21 protein-coding genes are annotated in these 26,073 nt (G+C 39.8%); 7 read left to right on the top strand and 14 right to left on the bottom strand.

The annotated features are described in order from the left end of the window. Positions 1-80: 80 nt before the first annotated feature. Both rlmH and ACPUEN_RS13625 read left to right on the top strand, forming a co-directional pair. Positions 81-554 (top strand): 23S rRNA (pseudouridine(1915)-N(3))-methyltransferase RlmH, encoded by a 474-nt coding sequence (rlmH, locus tag ACPUEN_RS13620; protein WP_425636448.1) that lies wholly within the window; start codon positions 81-83, stop codon positions 552-554. Positions 555-822: 268 nt separating this feature from the next. Beyond that, entirely contained in the window at positions 823-1,641 is an 819-nt protein-coding gene (locus ACPUEN_RS13625; protein ID WP_425636449.1) for a hypothetical protein, read from the top strand. A 274-nt stretch (positions 1,642-1,915) separates the two neighbouring features. On the opposite strand, the gene ACPUEN_RS13630 is transcribed toward ACPUEN_RS13625, so the two are convergent. The 3 genes from ACPUEN_RS13630 to ACPUEN_RS13640 are packed head-to-tail and all read right to left on the bottom strand — an operon-like array spanning position 1,916 to position 4,825. After that, complete coding sequence (locus tag ACPUEN_RS13630) at positions 1,916-2,431, bottom strand: FKBP-type peptidyl-prolyl cis-trans isomerase (protein WP_425636450.1); 516 nt, start codon at positions 2,429-2,431, stop codon at positions 1,916-1,918. A gap of 22 nt (positions 2,432-2,453) precedes the next feature. Beyond that, positions 2,454-4,160 carry a capsule assembly Wzi family protein gene (locus ACPUEN_RS13635; RefSeq protein ID WP_425636452.1) on the bottom strand — a complete coding sequence of 569 codons (1,707 nt, stop codon included), beginning with the start codon at positions 4,158-4,160 and terminating at the stop codon, positions 2,454-2,456. Further along, positions 4,160-4,825: a hypothetical protein gene (locus tag ACPUEN_RS13640; RefSeq protein ID WP_425636453.1), complete on the bottom strand. Its 666-nt coding sequence runs from the start codon at positions 4,823-4,825 to the stop codon at positions 4,160-4,162. Before ACPUEN_RS13640 ends, ACPUEN_RS13635 begins: the two co-directional genes overlap by 1 nt. Before the next feature lie 138 nt (positions 4,826-4,963). Here ACPUEN_RS13640 and wecB point away from each other — a divergent pair, with 138 nt between their 5' ends. Continuing rightward, entirely contained in the window at positions 4,964-6,064 is a 1,101-nt protein-coding gene (gene wecB, locus ACPUEN_RS13645) for a non-hydrolyzing UDP-N-acetylglucosamine 2-epimerase (protein ID WP_425636454.1), read from the top strand. Position 6,065: 1 nt separating this feature from the next. Then, a complete protein-coding gene (locus ACPUEN_RS13650) occupies positions 6,066-6,554 on the top strand; it encodes a cupin domain-containing protein (RefSeq protein ID WP_425636455.1) in 489 nt (162 codons plus the stop codon). Between the two features lie 46 nt (positions 6,555-6,600). Here the strand turns inward: ACPUEN_RS13650 and ACPUEN_RS13655 are convergent, their stop codons facing one another. From ACPUEN_RS13655 to ACPUEN_RS13675, 5 genes are all read right to left on the bottom strand, one after another. Continuing rightward, positions 6,601-9,504 carry a TonB-dependent receptor domain-containing protein gene (locus tag ACPUEN_RS13655; protein WP_425636457.1) on the bottom strand — a complete coding sequence of 968 codons (2,904 nt, stop codon included), beginning with the start codon at positions 9,502-9,504 and terminating at the stop codon, positions 6,601-6,603. Between the two features lie 81 nt (positions 9,505-9,585). Then, positions 9,586-10,824 carry a hypothetical protein gene (locus ACPUEN_RS13660; RefSeq protein WP_425636458.1) on the bottom strand — a complete coding sequence of 413 codons (1,239 nt, stop codon included), beginning with the start codon at positions 10,822-10,824 and terminating at the stop codon, positions 9,586-9,588. A 186-nt stretch (positions 10,825-11,010) separates the two neighbouring features. Then, positions 11,011-11,982, bottom strand: coding sequence for a MoxR family ATPase (locus tag ACPUEN_RS13665; protein WP_339869835.1), 972 nt, complete (start codon positions 11,980-11,982; stop codon positions 11,011-11,013). 298 nt (positions 11,983-12,280) lie between these two features. Next, positions 12,281-12,898 (bottom strand): pseudouridine synthase, encoded by a 618-nt coding sequence (locus ACPUEN_RS13670; protein WP_425636459.1) that lies wholly within the window; start codon positions 12,896-12,898, stop codon positions 12,281-12,283. A gap of 10 nt (positions 12,899-12,908) precedes the next feature. Continuing rightward, positions 12,909-13,085, bottom strand: a complete 177-nt coding sequence (locus ACPUEN_RS13675) for a hypothetical protein (protein WP_170124589.1) — start codon at positions 13,083-13,085, stop codon at positions 12,909-12,911. 140 nt (positions 13,086-13,225) lie between these two features. On the opposite strand from ACPUEN_RS13675, the gene ACPUEN_RS13680 reads away from it, so the two are divergent. Further along, positions 13,226-14,350 (top strand): amidohydrolase, encoded by a 1,125-nt coding sequence (locus ACPUEN_RS13680; RefSeq protein WP_425636460.1) that lies wholly within the window; start codon positions 13,226-13,228, stop codon positions 14,348-14,350. Between the two features lie 279 nt (positions 14,351-14,629). On the opposite strand, the gene ACPUEN_RS13685 is transcribed toward ACPUEN_RS13680, so the two are convergent. The 3 genes from ACPUEN_RS13685 to ACPUEN_RS13695 form a co-directional block, all read right to left on the bottom strand. Beyond that, entirely contained in the window at positions 14,630-15,409 is a 780-nt protein-coding gene (locus ACPUEN_RS13685; RefSeq protein ID WP_425636461.1) for an NIPSNAP family protein, read from the bottom strand. A 151-nt stretch (positions 15,410-15,560) separates the two neighbouring features. Next, a complete protein-coding gene (locus ACPUEN_RS13690; protein WP_425636462.1) occupies positions 15,561-17,891 on the bottom strand; it encodes a M1 family metallopeptidase in 2,331 nt (776 codons plus the stop codon). A 77-nt stretch (positions 17,892-17,968) separates the two neighbouring features. After that, positions 17,969-18,550, bottom strand: a complete 582-nt coding sequence (locus ACPUEN_RS13695) for a HupE/UreJ family protein (protein WP_425636463.1) — start codon at positions 18,548-18,550, stop codon at positions 17,969-17,971. An 83-nt stretch (positions 18,551-18,633) separates the two neighbouring features. Between ACPUEN_RS13695 and ACPUEN_RS13700 the strand changes: the two genes are divergently transcribed. Next, positions 18,634-19,128, top strand: coding sequence for a DUF6702 family protein (locus ACPUEN_RS13700; RefSeq protein WP_425636464.1), 495 nt, complete (start codon positions 18,634-18,636; stop codon positions 19,126-19,128). Between the two features lie 218 nt (positions 19,129-19,346). Here the strand turns inward: ACPUEN_RS13700 and ACPUEN_RS13705 are convergent, their stop codons facing one another. From ACPUEN_RS13705 to ACPUEN_RS13715, 3 genes are all read right to left on the bottom strand, one after another. Further along, positions 19,347-20,858: a RagB/SusD family nutrient uptake outer membrane protein gene (locus tag ACPUEN_RS13705; RefSeq protein ID WP_425636465.1), complete on the bottom strand. Its 1,512-nt coding sequence runs from the start codon at positions 20,856-20,858 to the stop codon at positions 19,347-19,349. Between the two features lie 27 nt (positions 20,859-20,885). Then, entirely contained in the window at positions 20,886-23,963 is a 3,078-nt protein-coding gene (locus ACPUEN_RS13710; protein WP_425636466.1) for a SusC/RagA family TonB-linked outer membrane protein, read from the bottom strand. Positions 23,964-24,476: 513 nt separating this feature from the next. Beyond that, positions 24,477-25,013: a 2'-5' RNA ligase family protein gene (locus tag ACPUEN_RS13715; RefSeq protein ID WP_425636467.1), complete on the bottom strand. Its 537-nt coding sequence runs from the start codon at positions 25,011-25,013 to the stop codon at positions 24,477-24,479. A 104-nt stretch (positions 25,014-25,117) separates the two neighbouring features. On the opposite strand from ACPUEN_RS13715, the gene ACPUEN_RS13720 reads away from it, so the two are divergent. Further along, positions 25,118-26,032 carry a universal stress protein gene (locus ACPUEN_RS13720; RefSeq protein WP_111613178.1) on the top strand — a complete coding sequence of 305 codons (915 nt, stop codon included), beginning with the start codon at positions 25,118-25,120 and terminating at the stop codon, positions 26,030-26,032. Positions 26,033-26,073: the final 41 nt, after the last annotated feature.

Below are 26,073 nucleotides of genomic sequence, written 5' to 3' on the forward strand. Positions count from 1 at the left end.
CATGTACATATCAGACACCCCAATTTTAGACCTTTCAGATACATTTATAGACCATAAATAGAAATTCTAGATATTTGGGAATGCAAATAAAACTTATCGCAATAGGTAAAACTGACAACAAAGCAATCCTTTCTCTGATCGAGGAGTACAGCAAGCGCCTGAACTTTTATATCAAGTTTGATTTTGAAGTGATCCCAGATTTGAAAAACACTAAATCTCTTTCTGAAGTCCTCCAAAAGGAAAAAGAAGGTGAACTGATTCTGAAAAATATCATTCCCTCAGACGAGGTACTTCTATTGGACGAGCGAGGCAAAAGCTATAGTTCTATGGATTTTTCTGAGTTTCTACAAAAGAAAATGAATAGCGGACTGAAGCAATTGATTTTTATAATCGGTGGGCCTTATGGCTTTTCTGAAGCAGTTTATGCTCGTGCAAACGGTAAACTTTCCATTTCAAAGATGACTTTTTCGCATCAAATGATTCGCCCATTTTTTATAGAGCAGCTTTATAGGGGGTTTACTATTCTAAGAAATGAACCTTACCACCACGAGTAAGAAATATTCAGTCTCTATATTTTCTATTGGCAATTTCAATTTAGCATCTGTGTAATTCTTTACCAAACAGAATTTCAAACGAACTTGCTCAACATTTTTTAAAAACTTGAAGCTATTCCTGTTGTCCAAATAATACAACTGAGCCTAAAAATTGAGCTCTTTCATTACTCCAATGTTAAGTTTTGGATCATCATATGGTTTAATGTTACCAAATTGTTAACTTTACGTAACATTGGTCGTATGTTTAATAACATTAGCTTCACTCAGTTTGAAAAAAGTAGTACTCACATATCTTTTATTATTCACCATCGGCATTTTTGCCATGGCTCAGGATGGTATTGGAATTTCTGAGGATTTACGTTTTGACAATAATTTAGAGAAGGAACTTTGGGAGGCTGGTCGACAAAGTCCATTCTTACTTTTTAGAGCAGTGCAGGCTGAAAAATCTCTTTCGGATGTCAAATGGGATAATTTACTAGCTGATCTGGACAAGAAATACAATAAAAAAGGGACACACTTAAATGTGCTCCGCAATATTTTCGAAAAATCTCATCAGCAGCTATTCAAAACCTACGAGCAACATTCCACATTCAATGATATGCTTGAAGAAGGCAAATATGATTGTGTTAGTGCTTCCGCTGCATTGGCCCTTCTTTTAGATAGATATGGGTTTGAATACAAAGTTGTAGAAACTGATTACCATGTTTTTATAGTAGTGAATCACGAGGAGAAAGACATTATTTTGGAAAGTACGTTACCAATTGGCGGAATGATTACAGCCCCAGCAGAAGTAGCTTCCTATTTAGAAGGTTATAAAGCCAATGACTCAGTAGAGCTTAAGTCATTAAATCAGCGACTAGGGGCACCAAAAGTAGATCTTTCAGACAATGCAATTTTTAGAAAAGTCAATTTGACTCAATTAGCAGGACTACAATATTACAATGATGCAATCTCCCACTTTAATGATCAAAGCTTTGAAAAGGCTTCTGTACAATTAAATAAAGCATTGAAGCTTTATGACTCTGAGAGAATTGAAGGCCTTAAAGCATTGGCTGAAGAGCAGGCTAATCTACTAGCTTCTAACTAAAAATGGCCTCCCAAAGGAGGCCAAAACCTGATGGATCAATCACCCCTGTTGTCCAAACAGTCTATCGAAAAAACCTTACTCCAATTTCTGTGATTAGTTAGGCCATAAATGCCACGAAGAAACCAATCAGCAAAGCCTTTTTTATCACACCGATAATAACCTCCTCAGTCATAAAAGTTAGGATCATTTGTTTCTTCAAAAATATTAGGATTTGTAAACTCACCCAATACGACAAATGCCCTATTCTAAGAACAGGGCATTTGAAGGGGTTAATTTAGTGATGATGATGTCCATCTGGCCCATGAGCATGTCCATGTTCCAGTTCTTCAGGTAAGGCGTCTCGGACAGAGATGATTTTACCTTCAAAAGATAGATCATATCCCGCTAGCGGTGGATTGAAGTCCATATGGACACCTTTATAATCAATCTTGGTAATCTCTCCTCTGATCTGTCCACCCTTATTATCCTGCATAGGAATTACATTTCCTATTCGAAGAAGATTCTTATTAGTCTTTCCATTTTCCTTGAAATTAGCTTTTGGAATTATGGTTTTTTTCTCTTCCATATAATCCCCATAGGCATCATCAAACCCAAGATCTGCAGTGAATTTGTCTCCAGCAGACTTGCCGAGCAATGCATCTTCAAACTTAGGAAACACCTCTCCGGCGTTAAACAAAAAATAAAAGGGCTTATCTTCTGGAACAGTTTCATAAGAAACCATTCCTGTCTCTCCATCATCTACTTTCAGGTCATAGCATACTGCTACCACTTTATTCTTTTCTATTTTCATAATTCTATTGAATCAAACTTTACTAGTTGAAAATATACGCCACACCTACCTGACCTACGAAGTTTTTCCTGTCGTAACCCGGCACAAAATACTGATCTGGACTATTTTCCAGATACCATTTGTAATTCAATGTATTGACATATTGTAGTCTGGCATTTACCAAAATACTTCCAAACTTCCAGTCTCCGATTAAAGAAGGAACTAGATCCACGTATTTGTTTCTCCAGTCTTTGGAAGCTTCATATCGGAAATAATAAAAGTCATTATTGTAGACAATTCGCTCCATTTGGAAACCAATTCTATTCATCTTGTTCACCCATGCAAACTCTACAAAAATGACATTACTTCCCGGACCATTCCCTACTCCTAACACCTGACCGTTTTGGGTATAGCCCTCTACTACATGGTCATGGATGTACCAAGTTTTAAGATCTCGTATGTTTTCTCTTATGGATTGACCTGTTTGGGTCATCTCGGAACTGATCTGAAAATAATGACCCGGTTTTTTCAAAGTCATCAAGTGTGAAAAGCCAAAAGTAAAGGCTCGACCAGACTCAGGTGTAATAATGAAATCACTCATTGTACGATCATTGTCTCGAGTTCCATATTCTCCATAGAACTCAAAGTGCCCTTCTGGACTTAACCATCTGAAAAAGCCAGAACTAAATTGCTGTCTTCTTTCCTGAATAGGATCTACTATATTTTGAGCTTTTTTCCTGCCGTTGAAAATAGGAACAATATCTCCAAGAGTTGAAATATCACTACGGTATATGTGATTTGTCGAGCCGTAACCCAAAAATAATCCCGGCACCCATTTAGGCTGATAAGTCAACACTATGCCCGATAAGAAGCGTTTGTTATCTTCTGACTTTGGCATAAGCACTGGATTCTCCTGAATCCTATAATCGGACAAAGGAGGCAGATATCCAGAGGATCTCAAGAATCCCCCAATCATTTGACCTTCAAATGATCCAATCTTTGTCTTTACTGGTCTGCGGGTATTTGCGGTAATATGGATAAATCCGGGGGCATTATTACCCAGCAATAGAGAGCTACGTCTTCCTGGTCCCCACCAAAGATTCTCTGTAGAAATACCTATTGAATATTCACTGAAATTAAAGCGAAGGCTAGACTGTCCAAAATATGCTCTATTATATGAATCCTCACCAAATCGCTCTGGCATGTCTATCCTGTTCATATACTCATAGTAGAACAAAACAGTAGCTTGATGATCTATTGGAAATCCTTTGTAATCTTTATTTTGAGCAAGTAACAATTCCGGTTGAAATTGTAGGCTTACAGGTCCATATTCTAAATATGCCCCAGCGCTATACAAACTTTGCATTCCTCTATTTGGAATAAAAGCACCATCATTCACTCCAAAAGCATAAGTAGAGTTATATTGAAATTTGGCATTCGCTGGCAGAAGTAGAAACTTACCTTGCTTATTCTTTCCAAAAACCTTGTTGACTTTGGAGGCGTCCAAATCAACCACAGAGCTATCGAGGTCAAAGCCATATTTTATCCCGAAGGCATCGACGGGATATAGGGGTCTGATCATAAAAGAAGATGCAGAGTCTACATGTCCCAATAGCTGAGCTCTTCTTAAATAATCATCCAATACCGGAGTGCCAACTGGGACAGTCTGAGCGAAAGAAGAATTATTGAGCAAAAGAAATAGCAATAATGTCCCAAAAAAACTATTCAAAATTTTCCCTGTCTTCATCATTATTTCAAGGTAAGGGCTTCAATAGTAATTTTAGCTAGAGACCAAGATTCATCACATAAAGGATCCGGTGAATTATCAGCCACTAATTCTGAATTCATATAAACTCTTGTATTGGGATTACTATGGTCTATAATTTTTGATATACTATATCTGGTGGTATAATTTGGAAAGGCGCCAAAAAGACAAATTCCTGGCATATTCGTCTGAATCGCTCCTGTTTTAGGTCTATTTTGTTTGAAGAAATTATCCGGGTAAGATTGGTAAAGACAATAGGTGGATTCACAAGGGGTATTGGAAAATGAAGTTCTAAAAACCTCTTCACCATCGACACCAAAAAACCATTGATCTGGCCCATTTCCATTATCTGAGGCATTTCCATCCCATGAATCATGGGCTAAGACCTCAAGAGTGATTTTTAATAGATTGTGGGAAGGAAGGCCAGTCAAATTAACTGCAATTTCCTCATTATGATAATACCCAACTACAGTATCATTTTCAAAAATAATAAGTCTGCCGTTTTCAAATCCTGCCAAATCTAGATTTGAAAAATCATTGAAATAGACCACTTGTTCTGACTCCAATGTTTCAGTACATGAGAAAAATAACCCTAAAGTCAAAAGAAGTAAAAGCTTCTTCACGGCTTTTGACCATTTATAATAATCCATCAAATTCAAATAGTTAAGAAAATATCACCCTGCAAAGAAACAAAAAAGGAGCCAAATGAGACTTACTAAAAGAAGGGTAATTTTAGCCCAGGTCTCCAAAAGGTTTTACTATTTTTGGATAGAATATAAAACTATGAGATGGCAACTTTTACGATAGTCGCAGGTGCGCGACCCAATTTTATGAAAATAGCACCTATCATTCATCAATTTATCAAAAAGCAACAGGAAGGCGCTCAGGTCAAGTTTCGGTTAGTTCACACCGGACAGCATTATGACAAAAAAATGTCCGGTGATTTTTTTGAGCAACTCAATATTCCTGAACCTGATGCAAATCTAGGTGGTGGCGGTGGAACACAAGCAGAACAAACCGCGGCGATTATGATCGCATTTGAAAAAGAACTCCTGGAAAATCGTCCAGACCTTGTACTAGTTGTAGGAGATGTCACCAGTACACTTGCCTGCTCTATTACTGCCAAAAAACTTCAAGTCGATGTTGCTCATGTAGAAGGAGGAATTCGATCAGGTGACTTGACTATGCCTGAAGAAATAAACAGGATGGTAACCGACAGTATCACTGATCATTTTTTTACAACTTCTGAAATTGCCAATACTAACCTGAGAAAAAGTGGTTTTGCCGAGGAAAAAATCCACTACGTAGGCAATACCATGATTGATACATTAATGGCTCAGATGCCAAGATTCCAAAAACCGGAAGGTGAAATCTTTGAAAACCTAGAGACTGGACAATACTTCGTGATGACCCTGCATCGCCCTGCAAATGTGGATCAGGAGCACAAGCTGAAAGCTATGATCGATGCTATTTTGGAAGGAACAAAAGGTTTACCTATCATATTTCCGGTACACCCTAGAACTGCCAAAAACTTGCAGTCTCTTGGGATATCTGCTGCAAACCTTCACATGTGCGAACCTTTGGGATATTTGGAATTCAACTTTTTGGTAAAAAATGCCAAAGGCGTGATCACAGATTCTGGTGGAATTACAGAAGAAGCATCGGTCATGAACGTCCCTTGTATTACGCTGCGAGATAACACCGAGCGACCAGAAACCATAAAACTCGGTACAAACGAGCTAGTTGGCACCGATCCGGCTAAGCTAAAACCTTACTTGGAAAAAATCATGAAAGGGAAATGGAAGCAATACCAAGGAATTCCACTTTGGGATGGCAAAACAGCCGAGCGTATTGTAGCTATATTATTAAAATCTTACCCAGCAGGCTAAAATGAATGTTGTAGAACGAGTTGCCTTTTTAGTTGACAAGTTAAATCTCTCCCCACATCCTGAGGGAGGTTTCTATTCGGAGACTTATCGATCTGATGTGAACATTGGAACAAATTCTGGCAAAAGAAATCTAACAACAGCGATCTACTTCCTGCTTACTTCTGAAAACGTATCAAAATTCCATCGTATCAAAAGTGATGAGCTTTGGTTTTTCCACGAAGGGAGTACGTTGACTGTGCATAAGTTGACAGAAAAAGGCCATAAGCAACTTTCACTGGGAATCCCAGCAAGTGCGAATAACACTGCTCCGCAACATTTGGTCGAGGCAAATACAATTTTCGGAAGCTCTGTGGACGAGCCAAACAGCTATGCGTTAGTTTCATGTGTGGTATCTCCCGGTTTTGATTTTGCTGATTTTGAACTGTTCGAAGCAAAGGACCTACTCGAAAAATACCCTGAAGCATCAAGTATCATCAAAAAATTGACATAAAAAAAGGCTCCATTGGGAGCCTTTTTCAGTTGTGATAGTTGGTTTATTAGAATGAGAAAGCTACTCTGAAGGTCATTTTGGTACCTGGTGAAAGGCTGCTGAAAATTTGGTCATCAGCTTCATATGACTTGTAAACAAACTCTCTTCTAGAATTTAGGATATTTTGGACACCAAAACCTGCTTGTAAACGCTCATCAGCACCGAACGTTTTGTTGATGTTCAAGTTTAAGCTATTGAATGGTACAGAATACGTATCAGTTCTGTTACCAAAGCCAACATACTGAAGAGACGAACCTTGAACGTTATAGAACACACCAGCTTCCCAACCAGTTGTAAATGAGTTGTAGCTCAAACCAGTGTTGATCAAATAAGGTGCCTGTCCCGCCATGTCACGTGTATCTTCAATTACCTGACCTTCTCTAGCTGTCAATGATCTTGATCTGAATTCAGATTCAGACATTTTGATCTGAGACTTAGTGATCGTTACGTTTGTGTTCCAAGAGAAATTCTCGAAGCTAGGAGCAATGAATTTCAGCGATTTTCTGAATTCAAACTCCAAACCAGCAACCGTACCATTTCCTACGTTTCTAGGCTGGAAAGTTCCTGGATCAGCCAAGAACTGAACCATTTCGATAGGCTTTTCGAAAGTCTTGTAGAAAGCACTTACTGAAAGCATTTGACCTCTATCCTGGAAAGCTTCCCATCTCAGATCAAAGTTATTGACGTGAGTAGAAACCAAATTACCATCCCAAAGAACTTCAGTTCCACCATTGGTAGTTTCAGGATATAGACCTCCAATAAATGTTCTACCTGTTATTGGATCAAGGATTTCCGCGTAAGAAAGTTCTTTGAAAGAAGGTCTTGCGATCGTTCTAGAAGCTGAAGCTCTTAGATTCTGATTTTCTTTCAAATTGAAAATCAAATTAACAGTTGGGAAGAAATCCATGTCATCCAATACCTCAACTAGATCATAATTGATCGTACCAGTCTGGTTAGTACCTGTATAATATTGATTGTATTTCTCAACTCTCAAACCAACGATAGCTTTTAATTTATCTGCAGGATTTGCCTCCACAGATACATACCCACCCATATTTGTAGCGATGGAATTGTAAGCATTCGCATTAATCGGAATAAAATCCGCATTATATCTCACACCGTTTCTATTATCAGCTGAGAAAAGGTTTTCATCAACCAATATCTCGTTAGGGTCACCAGTGAACTCTGAGTTTCCTGTCGCAAACTGGAAACTTTGGATATTGAAATCACGCTGTTTGAAGACATAATTTCCTCCAAATTTAACTTTACCTTCTCTAGCGAAAAGCGTTAGGTTTTTAGCAATATCACCTTTGGCTACAATACTATATTCTTCCAAATCTCTCCAGATTCTAGCAGGAAGTCCTACTTCAGTTGACACTGTGTTGGTAGGCTCTCTAAATCTTGTAAATCTAATGTCTGGATCAGAAATAGTAGATCTGGTTGGTGCTAGTTTCCAATTAAGCTCCCAATCATTTCCATTGATGTAATGAGTTCCTGCAAGCAAAATATTTGTCAGACTTCTTTGGCTATATTCCAAGTTGTACTGCTTGGCCTCGAAGTTTGCTCCTAAGTTTGTGTTGACAAAGTCGAATTGACCCGCTTTTGATTCACCGTTTTGAAGGTGCATCAGGTTCAATTTGAATTTTGAATTATCTGTCTTCAAAGCGATTCCAGCAAGTCCGCCTAGCAATACGTTATTCACTCCGAAATCACCACGCTGTCTTTCCAAAGGCTCAAGTTCTGTTTGATTTGCCTCTCTTGGCTTAGCATACAGGTTATATTCTGCATCCTGATAGAACTCCGTCTCATTCTTATAGGTCAAAGCAAAATTGTAACCCCAAGTAGCTTTTGATCTCGTAAATTGATTTCCAAGGGAAAAGCTAACGCCAACATCCATCAAGCTATTTGCTCTGTAGCCACCCAATGTTTTATTGAAGTTTCCAAGAATCTCTTGATACTCCATTCCTTTTGGACCAGTTGGATTACCAACTGCATCGCCGTACTGAGGGATATCGGTTCTTCCGTCAGTAGGAATAGCTCTGGTTCCGTCATCAAATCCTAAAAAGTCAGTGTTGCCACCATCATACTTCAAGTAATTTGAATTGAAGTGCATGGATGGGTTGATACCACCACTCAGACTCAATCGCATTGTTTTTTCTTCAGGAAAATCCTTTGTTTCAATATCTACAACTCCACCTGTGAAATCAGCAGGAAGGTCAGCAGTGAATGATTTAGAAACGATAATGTTGTCGATCACATTCGTAGGAAATATATCCATCTGGATCGTATTTCTATCTGGATCAAGGCCTGGAATATCCACACCATTCAAAACAGTTTTGGTATACCTGTCGCCAAGTCCTCTTACATAGATGTATTTACCACCTTCAATGGATACACCTGTAACACGCTTCACAGCAGAAGCTGCATCTCCATCACCAATCTGACGGAACGTGCTTGCAGAAATACCGTCAAGAAGGTTTGCTGCATTTCGTTTTACAGAAAGCAAAGCTGATTCAGTAGTTCTGATCGCAGATGCGGAGACAGTCACTGTCTCTAGATCTGAAGCTACCTCAGCCATCATTAGATCACTGATTACGTTTACTTCTCCAGCTTTTACTAACACCTCTGTAAGATTGATAGTAGAGTAAGAAATGTAAGAAACCTGAAGTGTGTAGGTTCCTGGAGCAACTTTAATCTCGAATTTACCATCGAAATCTGTTACGGCTCCAGTAGACGTTTCTTTCACTAATACAGAAACACCAAATAGTGGTTCGCCTGTGCCTTCTTCATAGATTGTACCTCTTATAGTACCGTTTTGGGCAAAAACAAATCCTGCAAATACTTGAGAAAGCACTAGCAGAACTAAAATCAGAAATCCCTTCATGAGTGGATTAGTAGATTGATTTTTCATACAGCAATTAGAATAAATTTTGAAAGAAGGAAGAAAGTGACCTTGCAAGTTCTTTCTCCCTTCTTTCAAAAGTGTGTTTGTTTATTTTAGATCAGAAATAGAGCCTGAGGCTGCGGTCCAAGACCAAGTGTTAGCAAAAGCAGCTTTATTTGCACCTACAGTATTTGCACCAGCAGCTACCAAAGTTGCAGAAGCAGCAGTGCCATTTTTGAAGACGGTAGCCAACGTCACGCCATCAGCTAGAGTAGCTTCAAGATTCATGAACTTCAAAGTTCCTTCAGCGAATGTCGCTAGTGTTTTGTCTCCGCTTAGTGATAAATCGCCACGTCCTTCAGTTGTTGCTGGGTCAGCAAAACCTGTAAAGTAAAGGTTTTCGAAAGTACCTCTTGCTCCATCTCTAAAGTCAGCCATTTCTGCTACCGCATTACCTATTATAGTTCCGTTTTTTAAGGTGTGACCTGCATTGTAAGATCCTTCTGGACCATCGATTTCTAGGCAGTGATCAGTTTCTCCACCAGCAACTACTATGAAGTTATCCAAGGTACCAGACCAAGCTTGATCTGTATCCAGTGCATCATCTCCTGCATTCCAAACAATTGCATTTTTCACGCTCACAGAACCACCGAACCATTCGATTCCATCATCCTGATTTGCGATCACTTCCACGTTTTCGATTACTGTACCAGATCCTACACCACCTAGTGTAAGTCCATTAATTTCATTTCCTTCACCGATGTTTGCACCACCATGACGGATAGAAATGTATTTGATAGTTCCTGAGTTGTCCTCATCATTTGATCCACCGTAAAGTCCGTTTGTATCGGATGGCGGGATGCCTTCAATTTGCACTTCGGTAACATCACCAGCAAGGGAAGCCTTAGCATTTCCCAAGACGATCAAACCTCCCCAAAGACCAGAAAGATCTGGATCAAGATTAGGAGAGGCAATCTGACCTGGCAAAATTTCATCAGCGACTGTAGTGAAGATGATTGGAGAAGTTGCAGTTCCTTGTGCGTCAATTTTACCACCTCTAGCGATGATCAAAGCAGTAGCGTTAGATCCAGATCCAACTTCACCTTTTACGATTACACCTGGCTGAATTGTAAGTGTGTTACCGGAAGTAACAGTAATTCTACCTCCTAGAACATAAGTTTTACCTGTCTCCCAAGTTGTATTGGAAGTGATGTTAGTATTTACCAGCAATACATTATCTGCTCCTGGATCTACAGGATCTACTGGTTTGTCATTTCCGTCTATACAGCTTGTGAATCCAATCACGATTGCTGCAAACATGAATAATAGGGAATTGAACTTTTTCATTGGTATAGTATAATTGAAATGGTTTGCCTTTTTTGACACTGCAAATCTGCTTCAATTATTCCCCTCAAGAGAATTTTCCGAATTATGCTTTTTTTAATATTGTTTACAGAATTTAATATTGGAATAACAAAAAGTGCATAAAAAAAGGCTTCTCTCTCGAAAAGCCTTTTTTTGCAGAAATAGCAGTTATTTCAATGTTACCGATTTGTTAATGGGAACTTTCTCCATCAAAATTTTGACTAGATCCCTTGTATTAATCCCATCAGCTTCTGCCTCATAATTCAAAATAATTCTATGATTTAGCACATCTTCTGCTATCTCTTTGATATCCTCTGGTAACACATAATCTCTACCATCCATGAAAGCAACTGCCTTAGATGCCAGGTTCAAATTGATACTGGCACGAGGTGAAACACCAAACTGAATGTATTTAGCTTCCTCTTTAAGTCCGTACTGCTCCGGGAATCTGGTCGCGAAAACCAACTCTATTATATAGTGTTCCAATGGCTCAGCCATTTTCACCGCATTGATCTGATTGCGTATATCAAAAATCTCATCTTTGGAAAGAATTGCATTCACCTCAGAGCTAAAGGACATGTTAGCCATTCTACGCATAACTTCCATCTCATCAGCCTTGCTAGGATAATCGATATGCACTTTCATCATAAATCTATCCACCTGTGCTTCTGGAAGAGGGTATGTTCCTTCCTGATCAACTGGGTTTTGCGTAGCAAGTACCAAAAATGGTCTATCCAACAAATAAGTAGTATCACCAATAGTCACCTGCTTTTCCTGCATGGCTTCCAAAAGTGCAGATTGCACTTTAGCTGGAGATCGGTTAACCTCATCCGCTAAAATCACATTGGAGAAGATCGGACCTTTCTTCACTTCGAAGCTTGCCGCCTGAGGATTGTAGATCATTGTACCGATCAAATCCGCTGGAAGTAGATCTGGAGTAAACTGAATTCTATTGAAATCAAGATGAAGCACTTTGGCCAGTGTATTTACCGTCAAGGTCTTCGCCAAGCCCGGCACACCTTCCAAAAGAATGTGACCATTTGTAAAAAGACCAATCAAAAGTCTGTTGACCATTCTGTCCTGGCCCACAACTACTTTCTTTACTTCTTGTATTACGTCTGCTATTTTTTCCTGATGCATGGAATCTAAATCTTTGAGTGCTTTTAACCGGAGACTAAAATAGAGGTTTTTGTCCCAAAGGACAATCTTAAATCTTAGAAGCGGTAATGCCTCACGATTAAAGGGATTTTATGATTTTTTAAGAAGGTATTTCTCGCGACGGCCAATTGTCTCTCGTGACGGCGCGGCGACGCAGCGTTTAATCTCCCGCAAAGTCGCCAACGGGCAGTAAGCTTATGCCAAAATCTTAGAGGTCAGAGAAAAACTGCAAATACTTGTTTTTCTCCGCGCCGCTGCGTCGCCGCGAGAACTTTGAAATTCAACGTCTAGGTTTCTTTCCTTCTGCCTTCTTAAAACCTGTCAATCCCAACTTATGATAAATCGTTTTTTCATCGAGCTCCTGCACTTCACCAACTTTAAATCCTTGAATGGTTAATTTCTCCATGGACCAGCGAACCAACCTCAGCGTAGGATGTCCGATCGCAGCAGTCATCTTACGAACCTGACGGTTTTTGCCTTCTATTAAAGTCAGAGAAATCCAAGTATCCGGAATGGAAGCTCGGTAGCGAATCGGAGGATCGCGGTCTGGAAGGGATGGAAGAGGATCCAAAATCTTAGCGATCGCAGGTTTGGTTTTGTAATCTCTCCCCTCCACATTTATCATCACTCCTTGCATCAATCCTTTTAGAGTTTCTGGTTCAGGCGCTCCCTCCACTTGTGCATAGTATGTCCGCTGGTGTCCAAATCGAGGATTGAGCAGATGATGATTTAGGGATTTGTCATCCGTAATAATTAGAAGACCCTCAGAGTCTTTGTCGAGCCTACCTACCGGGTACACCTCCTTTGGAAAATTAAAAAGAGAGGCAAGCGTCTGCCCCTCTCCAGAAAATTGACATAAAACCCCAAAGGGCTTATATATAACAAAGTATCTAGCCAAAGTCAGTTAATTAACTGCCGCAGCCTACACAATCAATGCTGGAATCAGTCGGCTTCACACCGTCACGTTCCATCTTCAGGTTGTGGATCTTGTCACGAATCTCCATGTCTGCAAACATGTCACCGGTGATTTGTGATTCCAAAGCTTGGATTTGCTCGTTGTAGTTTTGAATTTGTGCTTCGCTCATAAAAGTTAGATTAAGGGTTGAAATGATATCCTAAAATAGCCAGCGATCTTGAATAGTTCCTGATCAAAGCTTCATTTTTTTCGTCAAAAATGATTCCAACTGAGCAGTAGAAACTTACCTTTCGAAAATTTATTAGAATAATGCCTCTTTCAGAACTTATAAATCTTCGCCAACTCTTACATCAAACCCCAGAGATTGCCGGTGAAGAATCTGCCACAGCGGAGAAGATATTATCCTTTTTCACAAACCTCAAACCAGATCAATCCATCCAAAATCTAGGTGGAAATGGGCTTGCTTTCGTTTTTAAAGGGGAAAATCCAGGTAAGCGAATTTTGTTCAGAGCTGAACTGGATGCCTTGCCTATTCAGGAAACAGGTGAGCCAAGCTATAAAAGCATGACTGAAGGGAAAGCCCATCTTTGTGGTCATGACGGCCACATGACGATCATTTGCGGGCTGGGAGAAAAGCTAGCTTCCCAAAGGCCTCAGCATGGTGAAGTCGTTCTTCTTTTTCAGCCTGCAGAAGAAACCGGAGAGGGTGCAAGAAGGATCTTGGATGATCCGAAATTCGAGCAAATCAAACCTGATTTTGCTTTTGCTCTGCATAATCTCCCGGGATTCCCGCTCCATCAAGCAGTGATCAGAAAAGGAACATTTGCCGCAGGAAGCACTGGTTTGACTATTGCCCTCACAGGAAAAACAGCACATGCCGCTCATCCGGATGCAGGGGTCAATCCTGCTCAAGCCACCGCACGATTGATCCAAATCCTGCCCAAGCTTCCAGAAAAGCTAAAAAACTTTGCGTTGGTCACCGTAATCCATGCTGAGCTAGGAAGCTTGGCTTTCGGGACTAGTGCGGGTAGGGGAAGTTTGAGCTTAACTATTCGGGCTTTTGACCAAAAAGATCTAGATGGCTTGATCGAAATGATAAAGACTGAAGCTAGCAGAATCGCTTCAGCTGAGAAGCTTGGAATAGAATTCAGTTTAGTAGAATCATTTGCTGTTTCGAAAAACGATCCAAATGCGGCAGAAATTGCAGAAAAGTGCATTGAGGAATTAGGCTTGGAGATAGTAGAAAAAACAGAACCATTTCGTTGGTCTGAGGATTTTGGCCTTTTTAGTCAAAGTTGTCCTGCCTATTTATTTGGATTAGGCTCAGGAGAGAATTGCCCACAATTACATGAACCTACCTATGATTTTCCAGATGAACTTATTGAAACAGGAATCAGAATTTTTGAGGGAATTGCAAGGGAAGTGAATGGATAAGAAAAGACCTTCCAGGCTTTGAAAACCTGGAAGGTCTGGTTAAAGTCCAGCTTATAGAGAAGCAGGACAACAGGCAGAAGCAGGACAACAGTAGTTTACAGTCACAGTGATCAGTTTCAGGCTCATGTTCTCATACCACTTAACTAGCTTGGTACAAGGCTCCTTTAAAACTAGCGCTAAATCAGCCATTTTCAGATAATGAAAATCCTGCGCGCTCTGTGAAAAACCCTGTGCCCACTGCGGTTAAAAACCCGACTTGCGCCAGCTTTTTACTTTCAATTACAGATCTGAATACTCTGCCGGGTATAGCAGTCTCGTGTCGTTACGTGATACCGTATTGGCATATTCTGGTAAGTCTTTCATCCCTGCCCAATCTGGATCAGCACCGAATTGCTTCCAGTGTTCATTTCTGATGTCCATATTTTCATGGGTAGTCATATAGACTAAGTTTGGCATATTCGCCCCAGCTATCGTTTCAGCATAGAAAATCGGACTGCAGTTTAGCTTCTCGAAGATGTCCATTTCACCGGAATTAAACATCTTCACTTTCGCTTTGTACAAACGCTCAGTAGCAGCCTCATAGCTTCTCAATTCGTAAATTCTATCTTTTTTGTCATTGGTCAATTTAGACTCCGCAAATTTCGGCTGTCCAGTCATCGCTTGAAGAATTGAGGTCTCTATTCTCTTGTAAGGTGGGTTGTCATATACTGCATTGATATATGCACTGCCGGCAGTTTGGTAAGCCGCATCTTTTGCTAATTTGCCTTCCAACCCCATAAATTCATCCATTGATTTGAATGGAATGAATACATAAACTTTTTTTCCAGCATCAGCTTGAGTGGAAATAGGTTTGAATACTCCGACTTTAGCAATGCCATTCCTATGGGCTGCAGGTATAAAAGCATTTTCCAAATAATTATCCAACATCGCCTCTTGAGCTGGCGAATCGATATGATAAGTTTTCAATTCATAGATATCTCTTTTTTGGGCAAAAGCAGTTGAGCTGAGCAGCAGGAAAAAAGCAAAAAAACCGAGTGATAGTGTTTTTAATTGTTTCATTTTTTAGGTTTTAGGTTAAGAATGGGTAATTGATTTGTAATCTAAAGCAAACATTGAATTAAGCTGTCCTGTTCTAACAATCCTAAGTGAACTTTAAGAAAGTTGAAATATTGCTTCAAATGGAAAAAGCCGACTCTCGCCGGCTTTTTTCTTATTTATTGTTTTGTGCTTCCTTCATCGGGTTGCTACCAGTAGATGTTCCTCTAGCAGCTCCTGAACCTTTAAACAACTCAAATCTGCTTGGCTGAAGCTGAGATGGCCAGTAATTGTTCGACTCATCGATATCGGCAGTTTCTCTTTTTGGATCGAGAATGATTTGAGTGACTTCTTTTTCTTTCACAAATACTTTTGTGACCTGAGTTTCATTTTTTCTCCAGATTTCCACAGGAATACGATCAATCTCAGAAGTGCCATCAGCATATTGGAATTCAAGGATGATCGGCATTACCAATCCCCCCACGTTTTTGAAGGTGATTTCATAGAAATTCAAATCACTTTCCATCAGCTCTTTTTCCTCTGGAGAAAGGCTAGCCATAAATTTCTGATAGCTTTCCTCGTCTGCTGGAGTTACTGTGAAAGGATTATAAGAAGTATAGAAATCACGCGTAGCTGGATTTGCCTCAATTACGGTCTCTTGGATATCTGTCCTATTAAACTCTTTGGAAACGTAATCTTCTTCTCTGTCTGCTTCTGCCTTCATCGCTGCCATTCTCTCAGCTGGAGTACGGTTTTCCATTTTGTACAAGGCCACATTCTCTATAGCGATATCCACAGGGTCCGTGCCATAGAACCATCCTCTCCAGAACCAATCCAGGTCAACTGCAGAAGCATCTTCCATTGTACGGAATAAATCATCAGGCGTAGGATGCTTAAACATCCATCTTCTTGCGTACTCTTTGAATGCATAATCAAACAACTCTCTACCCATCACCGTCTCACGAAGGATGTTAAGGGCAGTAGCTGGTTTCGCGTATGCATTTGGGCCAAACTGAATGATGTTTTCAGAATTTGTCATGATTGGCTCAAGCGTATTCACGCTGCTTTTCATATAAGGTACAATCTTGTGCGCAGGACCACGACGAGAAGGGAAATTGCGATCCCACTCCTGCTCAGCCATGAATTGCATGAAGGTGTTCAATCCCTCGTCCATCCAAGTCCACTGACGCTCGTCAGAATTGACAATCATAGGAAAGAAGTTGTGACCTACTTCGTGGATAATCACACCGATCATTCCGTTTTTCACGGCTTCAGAATAGGTACCATCTGTATCCGGACGACCATAATTGAAGCAAATCATAGGATATTCCATTCCATTTGCAGCCTCTACAGAAATCGCAGTTGGGTACGGATAATTGAATGTGTGAGCAGAGTAAGATTTAATCGTATGTGCAACTACTCGGGTAGAATACTGACCCCAAAGTGGATTCGCCTCTTTTGCGTAATAAGACATAGCCATCACTTCTTTTCCACCTTGTTTCACTGCCATTGCATCCCAGATGAACTTACGGGAGGATGTCCAGGCAAAGTCACGAACGTTTTCAGCCTTGAATTTCCAAGTTTTCTTAGCAGTAGATTTGCCCTTTTCCAATTCAGTTGCTTCATCCTGCGTACGGATGACCACTGGATTATCGTATGTTTTCTTAGCAGTATTCCATCTATTCAGCTCAGTTGCAGAAAGCACCTGGCTTGCATTTTGAAGTTCGCCAGTCGCTCCGACCATGTGGTCAGCAGGCACAGTGATGTTCACTTCATAATTTCCAAAAACCAAAGCAAACTCGCCTGAGCCTAGGAACTGCTTGTTTTGCCATCCTTCAAAGTCAGAATAAACAGCCATTCTGGGGAACCATTCAGCCATGGTGTATAAGTAATTGCCGTCTTCTTCGAAGTACTCGTAGCCTGGGCGACCGGAGATATAGCCAACTCTATTTGTAATGTTGAACGTCCAATCTACCCCAAAAGTGAAGCTATCTCCAGCTTTCAAAGGTGTAGGAAGATCGATACGCATCATAGTTTTATTCACAGTCACAGGAAGTGGGTTGCCTTTGGCATCTTTTACTTCCAATACCTTGTATCCAAAATCATCATTTGCCCAAATGATTCCTTCGAGTGTTCGAAGAGTCATGCGAGAGTTGATAGAGCTTTCAGCAGCTTTGGGAGAATCAGAATCCGGTCCACGCTGGTTTTCCTCCAGTTGAACCCAGAGGTACGTCAGTTGATCAGGAGAATTATTGATGTAAGTGACTTTCTCAGATCCTTTTATGGATTGATTTGCATCATCAAGCTCCACGTTGATCACGTAGTTTGCCTGCTGCTGCCAGTACATGTGACCTGGAGCTCCAGATGCAGTTCGGTAAACATTTGGAGTTCGCAGCATCGGGCCGAGCTGCTCAAATCGCTCAGCATGATTCTGCTCTGATTGCTGCGCAAAAGCAGGAAAAATCCCTGTAATTGCTAGTGCTGTAAGTGCAAGTAGTTTTTTCATTATGTAATTATTTAGGCTCAATTCTATTATTTATCTCAATTCATCAGCTACCGATCAATCAGCAGCTAAGGTATTTCTTACCAATATTTTGCTTCTAACATCAGCATTAGCGCCACTCCAAACACCATGGAAGCCACGACTAAAGTCCATTCTTTGCGGCTCACTCCCGCTAATCCTACCAAGATAGATGTGGCTAGAAGAAAAATCCCCACGATCACCAACTGACCCAATTCCAATCCGAGATTGAATGCTAGCAATGGCTGCCAAATACTTGCCTCTTTGCCTAAAAGACTTCTTAGGTAAATAGAAAATCCAAGTCCATGAATAAGTCCGAAGAACAGAGCGAAAACATAATTAATCGAAAGCCCTTTGCCAGACGCGGGTTTTGGTCGGAGAATTGTAATGAAGGCAGTGATTGCTATAGTCACCGGTATCAAAAACTCTATTAGATCAGAGTTTACGCTAATCAATCGGAATGTAGCCAGTGCCAAAGTTAAAGAATGACCAATAGTGAAAGCAGTGACTAATATCACGACTTTGCGCCAGTCTCTAGGAATAAAGACTGCACAAAGAGCCAAAACAAAAAGGATATGGTCATAGCCATGGATATCAAGAATATGCTCAAGGCCTAGACGAAAATATAACTCAAATGAATTCATAAGATGGGTGAAATACCTCTAAAGAAGTAAATTGCGCAATTATACGTCATAATTGGCAGAAAAGACAGGCAACAGAACACCAAATGCAACAGTTTTACTTATACATGATCAGCTTGGGATGGCTGGTATTTGCACATCCTTTTCATATCAGCTTGACAGAGATTAAATGGAATGCTGAGACTGAGCATCTAGAGATTTCGCAGAAGATTTTCTGGGATGATTTAGAGATTGGGCTGGGAGATTTTCATGATGAATCCATTGATTTTCTAAATCCTTCCAACAAAGACAAGCTCAATAAGCAAATTGAATCCTATTTGAAAGAAAAAAATATGATTTGGATTGCCGACAAAACAGTCCCCTTGAATTTCATTGGATATGAGGTGGAGGAAGATGCGGCTTGGTTCTACCTTGAATCCGAAAAGGTAAATGAGCCAACAGCTGTTAAAATCAAGAATAGTTTATTGCTCGACGATTTTCCTGATCAAAAGAATGTAGTCCAAGTTTACTTCGAATCTAAGAGCCCAAAAAGTATAATACTCGGTAAAGGAAAGGAAATAGGCATATTGAAAAAGAATTGATCTTAGGCGCTAAAGTATAATTCGCCATGACAATTAACTGTATTTGCTTTCGCTACTATTACAGATTCCTCGCTCACTAACTAATTATTCTGAGGTTTTGAGTCATTACTCTTTTCAGTTCCGGGATTGACTTATATTTTTCTTTTCTTATGGAATAGATTTTTCATGAAAAAAAAGTCCGACCTAAGGCCGGACTTTTGATTTATGATCATTCCCAATTAGTAACCAGGATTTTGCTCTATCGGTGCAGAGATATTGGTTTGTATTTCTGTCAGTGGTATAGGCCATACAAATAAGTGGCTGCTATATTCTAGCGAGTGATCCATTGGAATAACTCCTCCCTGATAGAAGCTGATATTTGTAATAGACCTTGTAGTTGCTTTCATCGGAATACCAGACATTAAGCCTTCTCCAGACAATCTGTGAATATCTGGCCATCTTCTACCTTCAGCAAGTAATTCAATTCTTCGTTCATTCAAGATCGCTTGTAGTGCACCGTCACCTAATCCTTCTACAGTGTACATTGGCACTGAAGCAGGCAATGCACGGCTTCTTACTGAATTCAATAAATCTACCGCTTCCATCATTTTACCAGTTCTTGCATTTGCTTCGGCGGCATTAAGAACTACCTCTGCAAATCTCAAGATAACATTAGGGTCAGTGTAAGTCACAGCATCCTGATATTTACTAGTGAAGATACCTGTTGTACTCTGAGATGTCAAAAGACTTCTTCGAGTATCAGCAGGATCCCAGAAGTCTGCTCTCCAGATGATTGGGCTTATTTTCACCAATCCTCTAGCACCATTATTCGGGTTGCCATACATAGCCGGAAGTGCACCGTTCACCCCTGGATTTGCCTCAGCAGAGTTTACAAAGGAGAAAATATTATCAGTACTTGTACCACCTCTAAAAGGAGTAGCTGGGTTTGCAGTGATCGCATATTTGGAAGCCAGCTTTGTATATTCTGCCAATACACCTGGCCAATCTTCCATGTGCAATTTCACTCGAGACTTAAGTGCAATTGCAGCACCTTTATTTGCTCTAAATGCACCACCTTCTGGCAAAAATCCTTCAGCTGCATCTAGATCTTGTAGCAACTGTGCATAATCTTCGCTTACAGTTCCTCTTTGTACAGCCTCCCCATCAGGAACTTTGGTCACGTCATCGATACCAAATGTTCTGTAAGGAATACCTAAAGAGGAAGGATTATCAGAATAAGGTCTTGCAAAATGGATTAACAATTCGTGGTGAGCCAAAGCTCTCAAGAAAAGCATCTCGCCTTTGTATGCATTGCCCTCGTCAGTTGTCAATACACCATTAGTAACAGCTACATCCAGATTTTCCAAAATAATGTTTAGCCTGTTGATCATTCTGTAAAGAGAGATCCACATACCTACGTTGTTGGCAGAAACTGGGCTATAGGAATTGTTGTAGGTGATTTCGTAGAAGGCCTGATCGTTATACATATCTTCACCTCTCATGTCACCTTGTTCCACGTTTGCTGCTCCGAACGGATAACCACGTTGAACCGCATTTGCATAGAAACCTCTCTGTGCTGACTCATACACGCCTAATACTGCAGACTCGATACGAGCACCTGTAGAAAATGCTTCTGAATCAGGGATAAGGTTTGCAGGTACCAACTCAGTTACCTCACATGCACTGGTAAAGCCCAATAAGGCTACACCTACTAGTGCCAATTTGATATTTTTTATCGCGAATTTTTTCATAATAAATATTCTTTTCGGTTTGAGTGATTAGAAACCTACGCTAATACCAAGCGTGTATGTACGGATGACTGGAGCTACGTTCGAATCAACACCAAAGCTAAGTTGACCTGAGAAAGAGTTTGCTTCTGGGTCAAGTCCTGAATAACCCGTGAATGTGAAAGGGTTTTGAACTTGGGCAAATACACGTGCATTAGAAATTGCTCCACTAAAAGCCGACTGTAAGGCAGTAACTGGGACAGTGTATCCAAGGACAATGTTTTGGATTCTTACGTAATCACCTTTCTCCACAAATCTTGAATTGGAGACTGAGTTTTGCCACATATTTTGATCCTGACCTGAGTAAAGCTTAGGAATATCAGTCACCTGACCACTTTCAGTCCATCTTGTTAGGATACTTGCTTGGTTATTTGAAAAGCCTTGGCCTAGAAGTCCTCTAAGAGATTCATTCATGATGTAGTTTCCACCTGAGAATCTTGTGAAGATTTCAGCATCAAAATTTCCGAATCTGAAATTGTTTGACCAGCCACCTTGCCACTTAGGCAATGTGTTTCCAAGGTATTCCTGAGTAGGACCAGAAGCAGCCACAGATACATCAGATGGATTAGCTGAGTCATATTGTCTGAATCCTAAGGCACCACGTACTAAATTATACTGCACAATGTTGTCTCCAGACCTGTATAGAGGGTTACCATTTGCAGGGTTTACGCCTTCCCATACTACGCCATAAAGCTGAGCGATTGGGTTTCCAACCTCAGTTCTATTGTATGTTCCTGTTAATGGGCTGATCAAATTAGTAACCTCGTTTTTGATGTAGGAAATGTTGAAATCTGTATCCCATGAGAATTTACCTCTACTAATCACATTGGAAGCTACTCTAAGTTCAAAACCAGTGTTCTCCATCTGACCCACGTTCTGGTTGATGCTGTTACCTGGTACGCCTAATGAAGGTGCAGTAGGAGCAGCTAAGATTATTCCGTCGATGTTATTTTTGAAATAATCTGCAGAAACAGTAATTCTTCCAATAGTCATATCAAGACCAAAGTTCAACTTCTTGGAAGTTTCCCACTGTAAGTCAGCATTGGCAATTCTATTGTAACCAATACCTGCACCAGCACCACCCAATACTGGGCTATATCCACCGTAAGCTGCAAAAGAATCAATACCAGTATTTCCTACTTCAGCATAAGAAGCTCTCACTTTGAAATCCGAAATCAATTCAGAATTGAAGAATGCTTCATCAGAAATTCTCCATCCCACAGATCCACCAAAGAAAGTTCCTCTTTGGTTTTCTACTGCCAAATCAGAAATTCCGTCATTTCTTACTGTGAAAGAAGCCAAGTATTTTCCTTTGTAGGAATAATTGAATCTACCGAAATAAGAATCATACCCTCTTTCGGTGTAGCCACCACCAGAGAATTGATTATTGTAAGAACCAGTGATTAGGTTATTTCTTCTGAAATAATCATCAGAGATGTCAGTACCCGAAGCACTGAATCCATAGAACTTAGCGAATTGGTATTCCAAACCTGCAGTAAAGTTCAAATTGTGGTCTTCAGCGATAATTGTCTGATAATTCAAGGTATTCTGCCAGTTCCACTGGAAAGCAGGATTAGCAGCCATGAACACACTACCATTTGAACTTCTACCGTCACCATGTCTTGCATCAAGTGACTGGAAATCGTCCGCCATAGTTAAGTCAACACCGATTTGAGTTCTAGCAGTAAGACCATCCAAAATATCTACTTCACCATAAGCGTTGCCTATTATTCTGTGCGTACGGCTTCTATAAATATTGTTTTTCAATACAAAACCAATGTTAGGTATGTTGTTGTCTGGACCAGCTAGGTTGTTTCCAAAACCAGTTGTAGCACCATTTGCTGTTACATTGAATCCATCAAAAGCAGTATTAGCTTCATCATAGATTGGAACGTTTGGCAAAGAACGTGTAGAGTTGTAAATCGCTCCCGAAAGAGAGTTGGAACCGTTATTTAGACCAAATATCTCAGTATATGAATAAGACATAGAAGTACCTACTCTTACCGCTTTCGAGATATTATGATCCACATTTCCTCTAAATGAATACCTGCTTAATTCATTTGGTCTTACAGGAGATTCCTGATCAGTGAAACCTAAAGAGAAAAAGTATTTCGTAGCTTCAGAACCTCCAGCAATAGAAAGATTGTGCTGCTGAGTAAATCCTTGTCTGAATACTAGATCTTGCCAATCGGTATTTACACCTGGAGCAGCTAGTTCTGATTGGCCCGCATTTGTTCTCTTTTCATTAGCTATAGTTACCCATTGGTCACCAGTAAGTAGGTCAAAAGTATCTACAGCTTCATTGATACCCATTGAAGTGCTGTAACTCACTTTAGCTTTGCCTGTAGCTCCTCTTTTGGTAGTAATTAGAATCACACCATTTGCTGCTCTAGAACCATAAATAGCAGAAGCAGAACCATCTTTCAATACCTCGAAAGAGGCAATATCAGCTGGATTAATGTTAGCTAATGGGTTTGCATCGTTGACAGATGATCTGTCGGAATTGACTAATGGAACTCCGTCAATTACGAAAAGTGGGCTTGCGCTAGATGTCAAGGAGTTCACGCCACGAATACGGATGATAGGAGCTGAGCCTAAAATACCGCTTGGGGTGGTTACCGACACACCTGGAGCTCTACCAGCAAGTTGAGATTCAAAGGAAGGAGCTACTAGATTCTCAATCGCTGATGCATCTATAGATGCTACAGAACCAGTGATTTCTCTTCTTTCCTGGGTACCGTAGCCTACCACTACTACCTCATTGAGGGTTTTTACATCCACATCCAATACCACATTGATAACGGAATTGGAACCAATTGGCATTTCCTTAGATAAGTAGCCAACAAAACTGAATACAAGGGTAGTCGCATCAGCTGGAGCTTGGATCGAATAACTTCCGTCCAAATCAGTGATAACGCCTATTGTAGTACCTTTAACTACTACACTAGCACCTGGAACACCATCTGGCTCTTCAGCCGAAGTAACCCTACCGGTTATTGGCTTGCTCTGCGCCAAGACTGACACCAAAGTCAGAATCGCGAAAGCAAAGGTTAATAAAACTTTCTTCATAGATTAATCATTTACGTGGAGTGAAATTTGACGCGAATATTAAACCGAAAGTTGGTATTTCAATAGCCCACAACTTGCACTTAATCAACCTGATAAAATACTTTATTTCGAAAATTTGTTAAAAATTGAAAAACAGAATTTCAAAGCTCCCCATCTTTATATTTCTCAGATTTTTATTTCTCATTTTTCACTTTTTACTCTTAAAAAATCTGGATTTCTCTTAAAAAATTCTGGATTTGATTCTTTTATACCTAAATGATTAATACAGGCCTTATGCACTAAAATTCTTTTTGGACTAATTATCCAAACAAAATTCTTTTAATCAATTAGTTTACTGAGAAAACCTCCAATTTAATCTGAGAAGATAATTTTTAAAAAAAATTCAAAAAGAATAATATTTTGACCTATATCCATTTCACAAAATATATTTTGTTTTAAAGAGAATTAAAAAAAATTCAGTTTTTATCTGTATTTCGCTAAAATGAGTAACAACAAATAAAAATGAGCCTCTTTTTATAGTTTTCTATACAACTTCCACACCCTATCTACTCTTTTTAAAAGTATAATATTAGAAATTTCTATTTTCTGAACCAGTCTTCTTTTAGCCACAAAGTGAAGAATATTCTGAAACTGAGCTTTCTTAATATCCTTAAAAGCTACGGTCATATGCGGGTGATAATTTCGATCACTCAACTCATCCACTAGATTTAATTCCCTTTTACAAAAGTTTTTTAAGTCATTTTGAAAATCATATAGATCTTGGTCGGCATGGACATCTAGGTAGATGACCCGCTCTCCAAATGTTTTCACTCCTTTTATAGTTAGGGTCATTGGCTTATAATCGCCTAAAAAGCCTTTTAGTCTCTCTATTAACTTCTCTTCCTTTGCCTCATTGTAGGTAAAGGGCATTTTAACTGTAATATGAGGCGGAGATTTCAAAGCGTATTTTGCTTGGAAGCGATGCTTGATCTCCAACTTTAGATTTGTTACCCGTTCTTCAAACTCACCTTCAGGCACGATAGCCAAAAAATATTTTTGCAATAGTTTCATCCCGCTAAATTACCTTGAAAAGGATTTCATCAAGTAAAAACAGAAAAACTATTCGATTAACTGGATCAAAGTTTTAAATTAAGGGGAATAAACACCAAACAACTATGAAGTATTTTTATAAGGCTATGATTGGCCTTGATCTAACCGAGATGGATGACATCCTGATCAAAAAAACGATAGTTTTCCTAAAATTCTTAGGAATAGATAAATGCTATTTTGTGCATGTCTCCAAAAACCTAGCAGTTCCTGATGAAATCCTTAAAGACCATCCAGAATTATTAGCTCCAGGCGATGAGTCTATCGAGGCTTTGATCAAGACGAAGTTAGAGGAGTTTGATTTTCCTGAATCGATGGATATCGAAGTTTTTGCAGAAGAAGGCACAAACCAACTAGAAACTCTGCTAAGATGGGCCAAGATCAAGGATGTAGACTTGATTATTATGGGTAGAAAAGAAGAACTGCAAGGAACAGGCTCTCTTGCCAAAGGGATTGCCAAAAAAGCTCCTTGTTCAGTCTTACTCTTACAGGAAGGTAGAAATCCTGGACTGCCAAAGAAAATAATGATTCCGTCGGACTTCTCTGATCACACCGATTTGATCTATGATTTTGGTGAAAGAATCTCTGAAGAATTAGGTGCAGAATTAATTCCTGTCCATCTCTATGAAGTCCCTCATGGATATTCAAAAACAGGAAAATCCTTTGAAGAATTTGCGGACATTATGAAAGAAAATGCCCGACGGGACTTTAGACGATTTATCCAAAAGTTCAACCACAAAGAACTAGAGTGTAAATTCATTTTGAACAACGGAGAAGGTCAAGGTAAGGCCTTATTAGAGGAGGCAGAGAAAATTGATGCCGATATGATACTGCTAGGATCAAGAGGAAAAACTAAGTCAGCCGCAATCCTGCTTGGTAGTGTAGCCGAGAAACTAGTTTTGGTTAATAACCGCTTGCCCATGTTGATCTTCAAGAAAAAAGGTGAAACAATGGGCTTCTTTGAAGCTCTGTTTAAAATCTAATGAGGTTTACTGAGAAAATACATACCTGATCACCTTTGCCC

The sequence above is a fragment of the Algoriphagus yeomjeoni genome, from assembly GCF_049821175.1.
Lineage (GTDB): Bacteria > Bacteroidota > Bacteroidia > Cytophagales > Cyclobacteriaceae > Algoriphagus > Algoriphagus yeomjeoni_A.

Excerpts from the sequence above, each read along its gene's own strand:
- rlmH (WP_425636448.1), top strand. The coding sequence starts at position 81 with ATGCAAATAAAACTTATCGCAATAGGTAAAACTGACAACAAAGCAATC.
- ACPUEN_RS13630 (WP_425636450.1), bottom strand. The coding sequence starts at position 2,431 with ATGAAAATAGAAAAGAATAAAGTGGTAGCAGTATGCTATGACCTGAAA.
- ACPUEN_RS13635 (WP_425636452.1), bottom strand. The coding sequence starts at position 4,160 with ATGATGAAGACAGGGAAAATTTTGAATAGTTTTTTTGGGACATTATTG.
- ACPUEN_RS13640 (WP_425636453.1), bottom strand. The coding sequence starts at position 4,825 with ATGGATTATTATAAATGGTCAAAAGCCGTGAAGAAGCTTTTACTTCTT.
- wecB (WP_425636454.1), top strand. The coding sequence starts at position 4,964 with ATGGCAACTTTTACGATAGTCGCAGGTGCGCGACCCAATTTTATGAAA.
- ACPUEN_RS13650 (WP_425636455.1), top strand. The coding sequence starts at position 6,066 with ATGAATGTTGTAGAACGAGTTGCCTTTTTAGTTGACAAGTTAAATCTC.
- ACPUEN_RS13655 (WP_425636457.1), bottom strand. The coding sequence starts at position 9,504 with ATGAAAAATCAATCTACTAATCCACTCATGAAGGGATTTCTGATTTTA.
- ACPUEN_RS13660 (WP_425636458.1), bottom strand. The coding sequence starts at position 10,824 with ATGAAAAAGTTCAATTCCCTATTATTCATGTTTGCAGCAATCGTGATT.
- ACPUEN_RS13665 (WP_339869835.1), bottom strand. The coding sequence starts at position 11,982 with ATGCATCAGGAAAAAATAGCAGACGTAATACAAGAAGTAAAGAAAGTA.
- ACPUEN_RS13675 (WP_170124589.1), bottom strand. The coding sequence starts at position 13,085 with ATGAGCGAAGCACAAATTCAAAACTACAACGAGCAAATCCAAGCTTTG.
- ACPUEN_RS13680 (WP_425636460.1), top strand. The coding sequence starts at position 13,226 with ATGCCTCTTTCAGAACTTATAAATCTTCGCCAACTCTTACATCAAACC.
- ACPUEN_RS13685 (WP_425636461.1), bottom strand. The coding sequence starts at position 15,409 with ATGAAACAATTAAAAACACTATCACTCGGTTTTTTTGCTTTTTTCCTG.
- ACPUEN_RS13690 (WP_425636462.1), bottom strand. The coding sequence starts at position 17,891 with ATGAAAAAACTACTTGCACTTACAGCACTAGCAATTACAGGGATTTTT.
- ACPUEN_RS13695 (WP_425636463.1), bottom strand. The coding sequence starts at position 18,550 with ATGAATTCATTTGAGTTATATTTTCGTCTAGGCCTTGAGCATATTCTT.
- ACPUEN_RS13700 (WP_425636464.1), top strand. The coding sequence starts at position 18,634 with ATGCAACAGTTTTACTTATACATGATCAGCTTGGGATGGCTGGTATTT.
- ACPUEN_RS13705 (WP_425636465.1), bottom strand. The coding sequence starts at position 20,858 with ATGAAAAAATTCGCGATAAAAAATATCAAATTGGCACTAGTAGGTGTA.
- ACPUEN_RS13710 (WP_425636466.1), bottom strand. The coding sequence starts at position 23,963 with ATGAAGAAAGTTTTATTAACCTTTGCTTTCGCGATTCTGACTTTGGTG.
- ACPUEN_RS13715 (WP_425636467.1), bottom strand. The coding sequence starts at position 25,013 with ATGAAACTATTGCAAAAATATTTTTTGGCTATCGTGCCTGAAGGTGAG.
- ACPUEN_RS13720 (WP_111613178.1), top strand. The coding sequence starts at position 25,118 with ATGAAGTATTTTTATAAGGCTATGATTGGCCTTGATCTAACCGAGATG.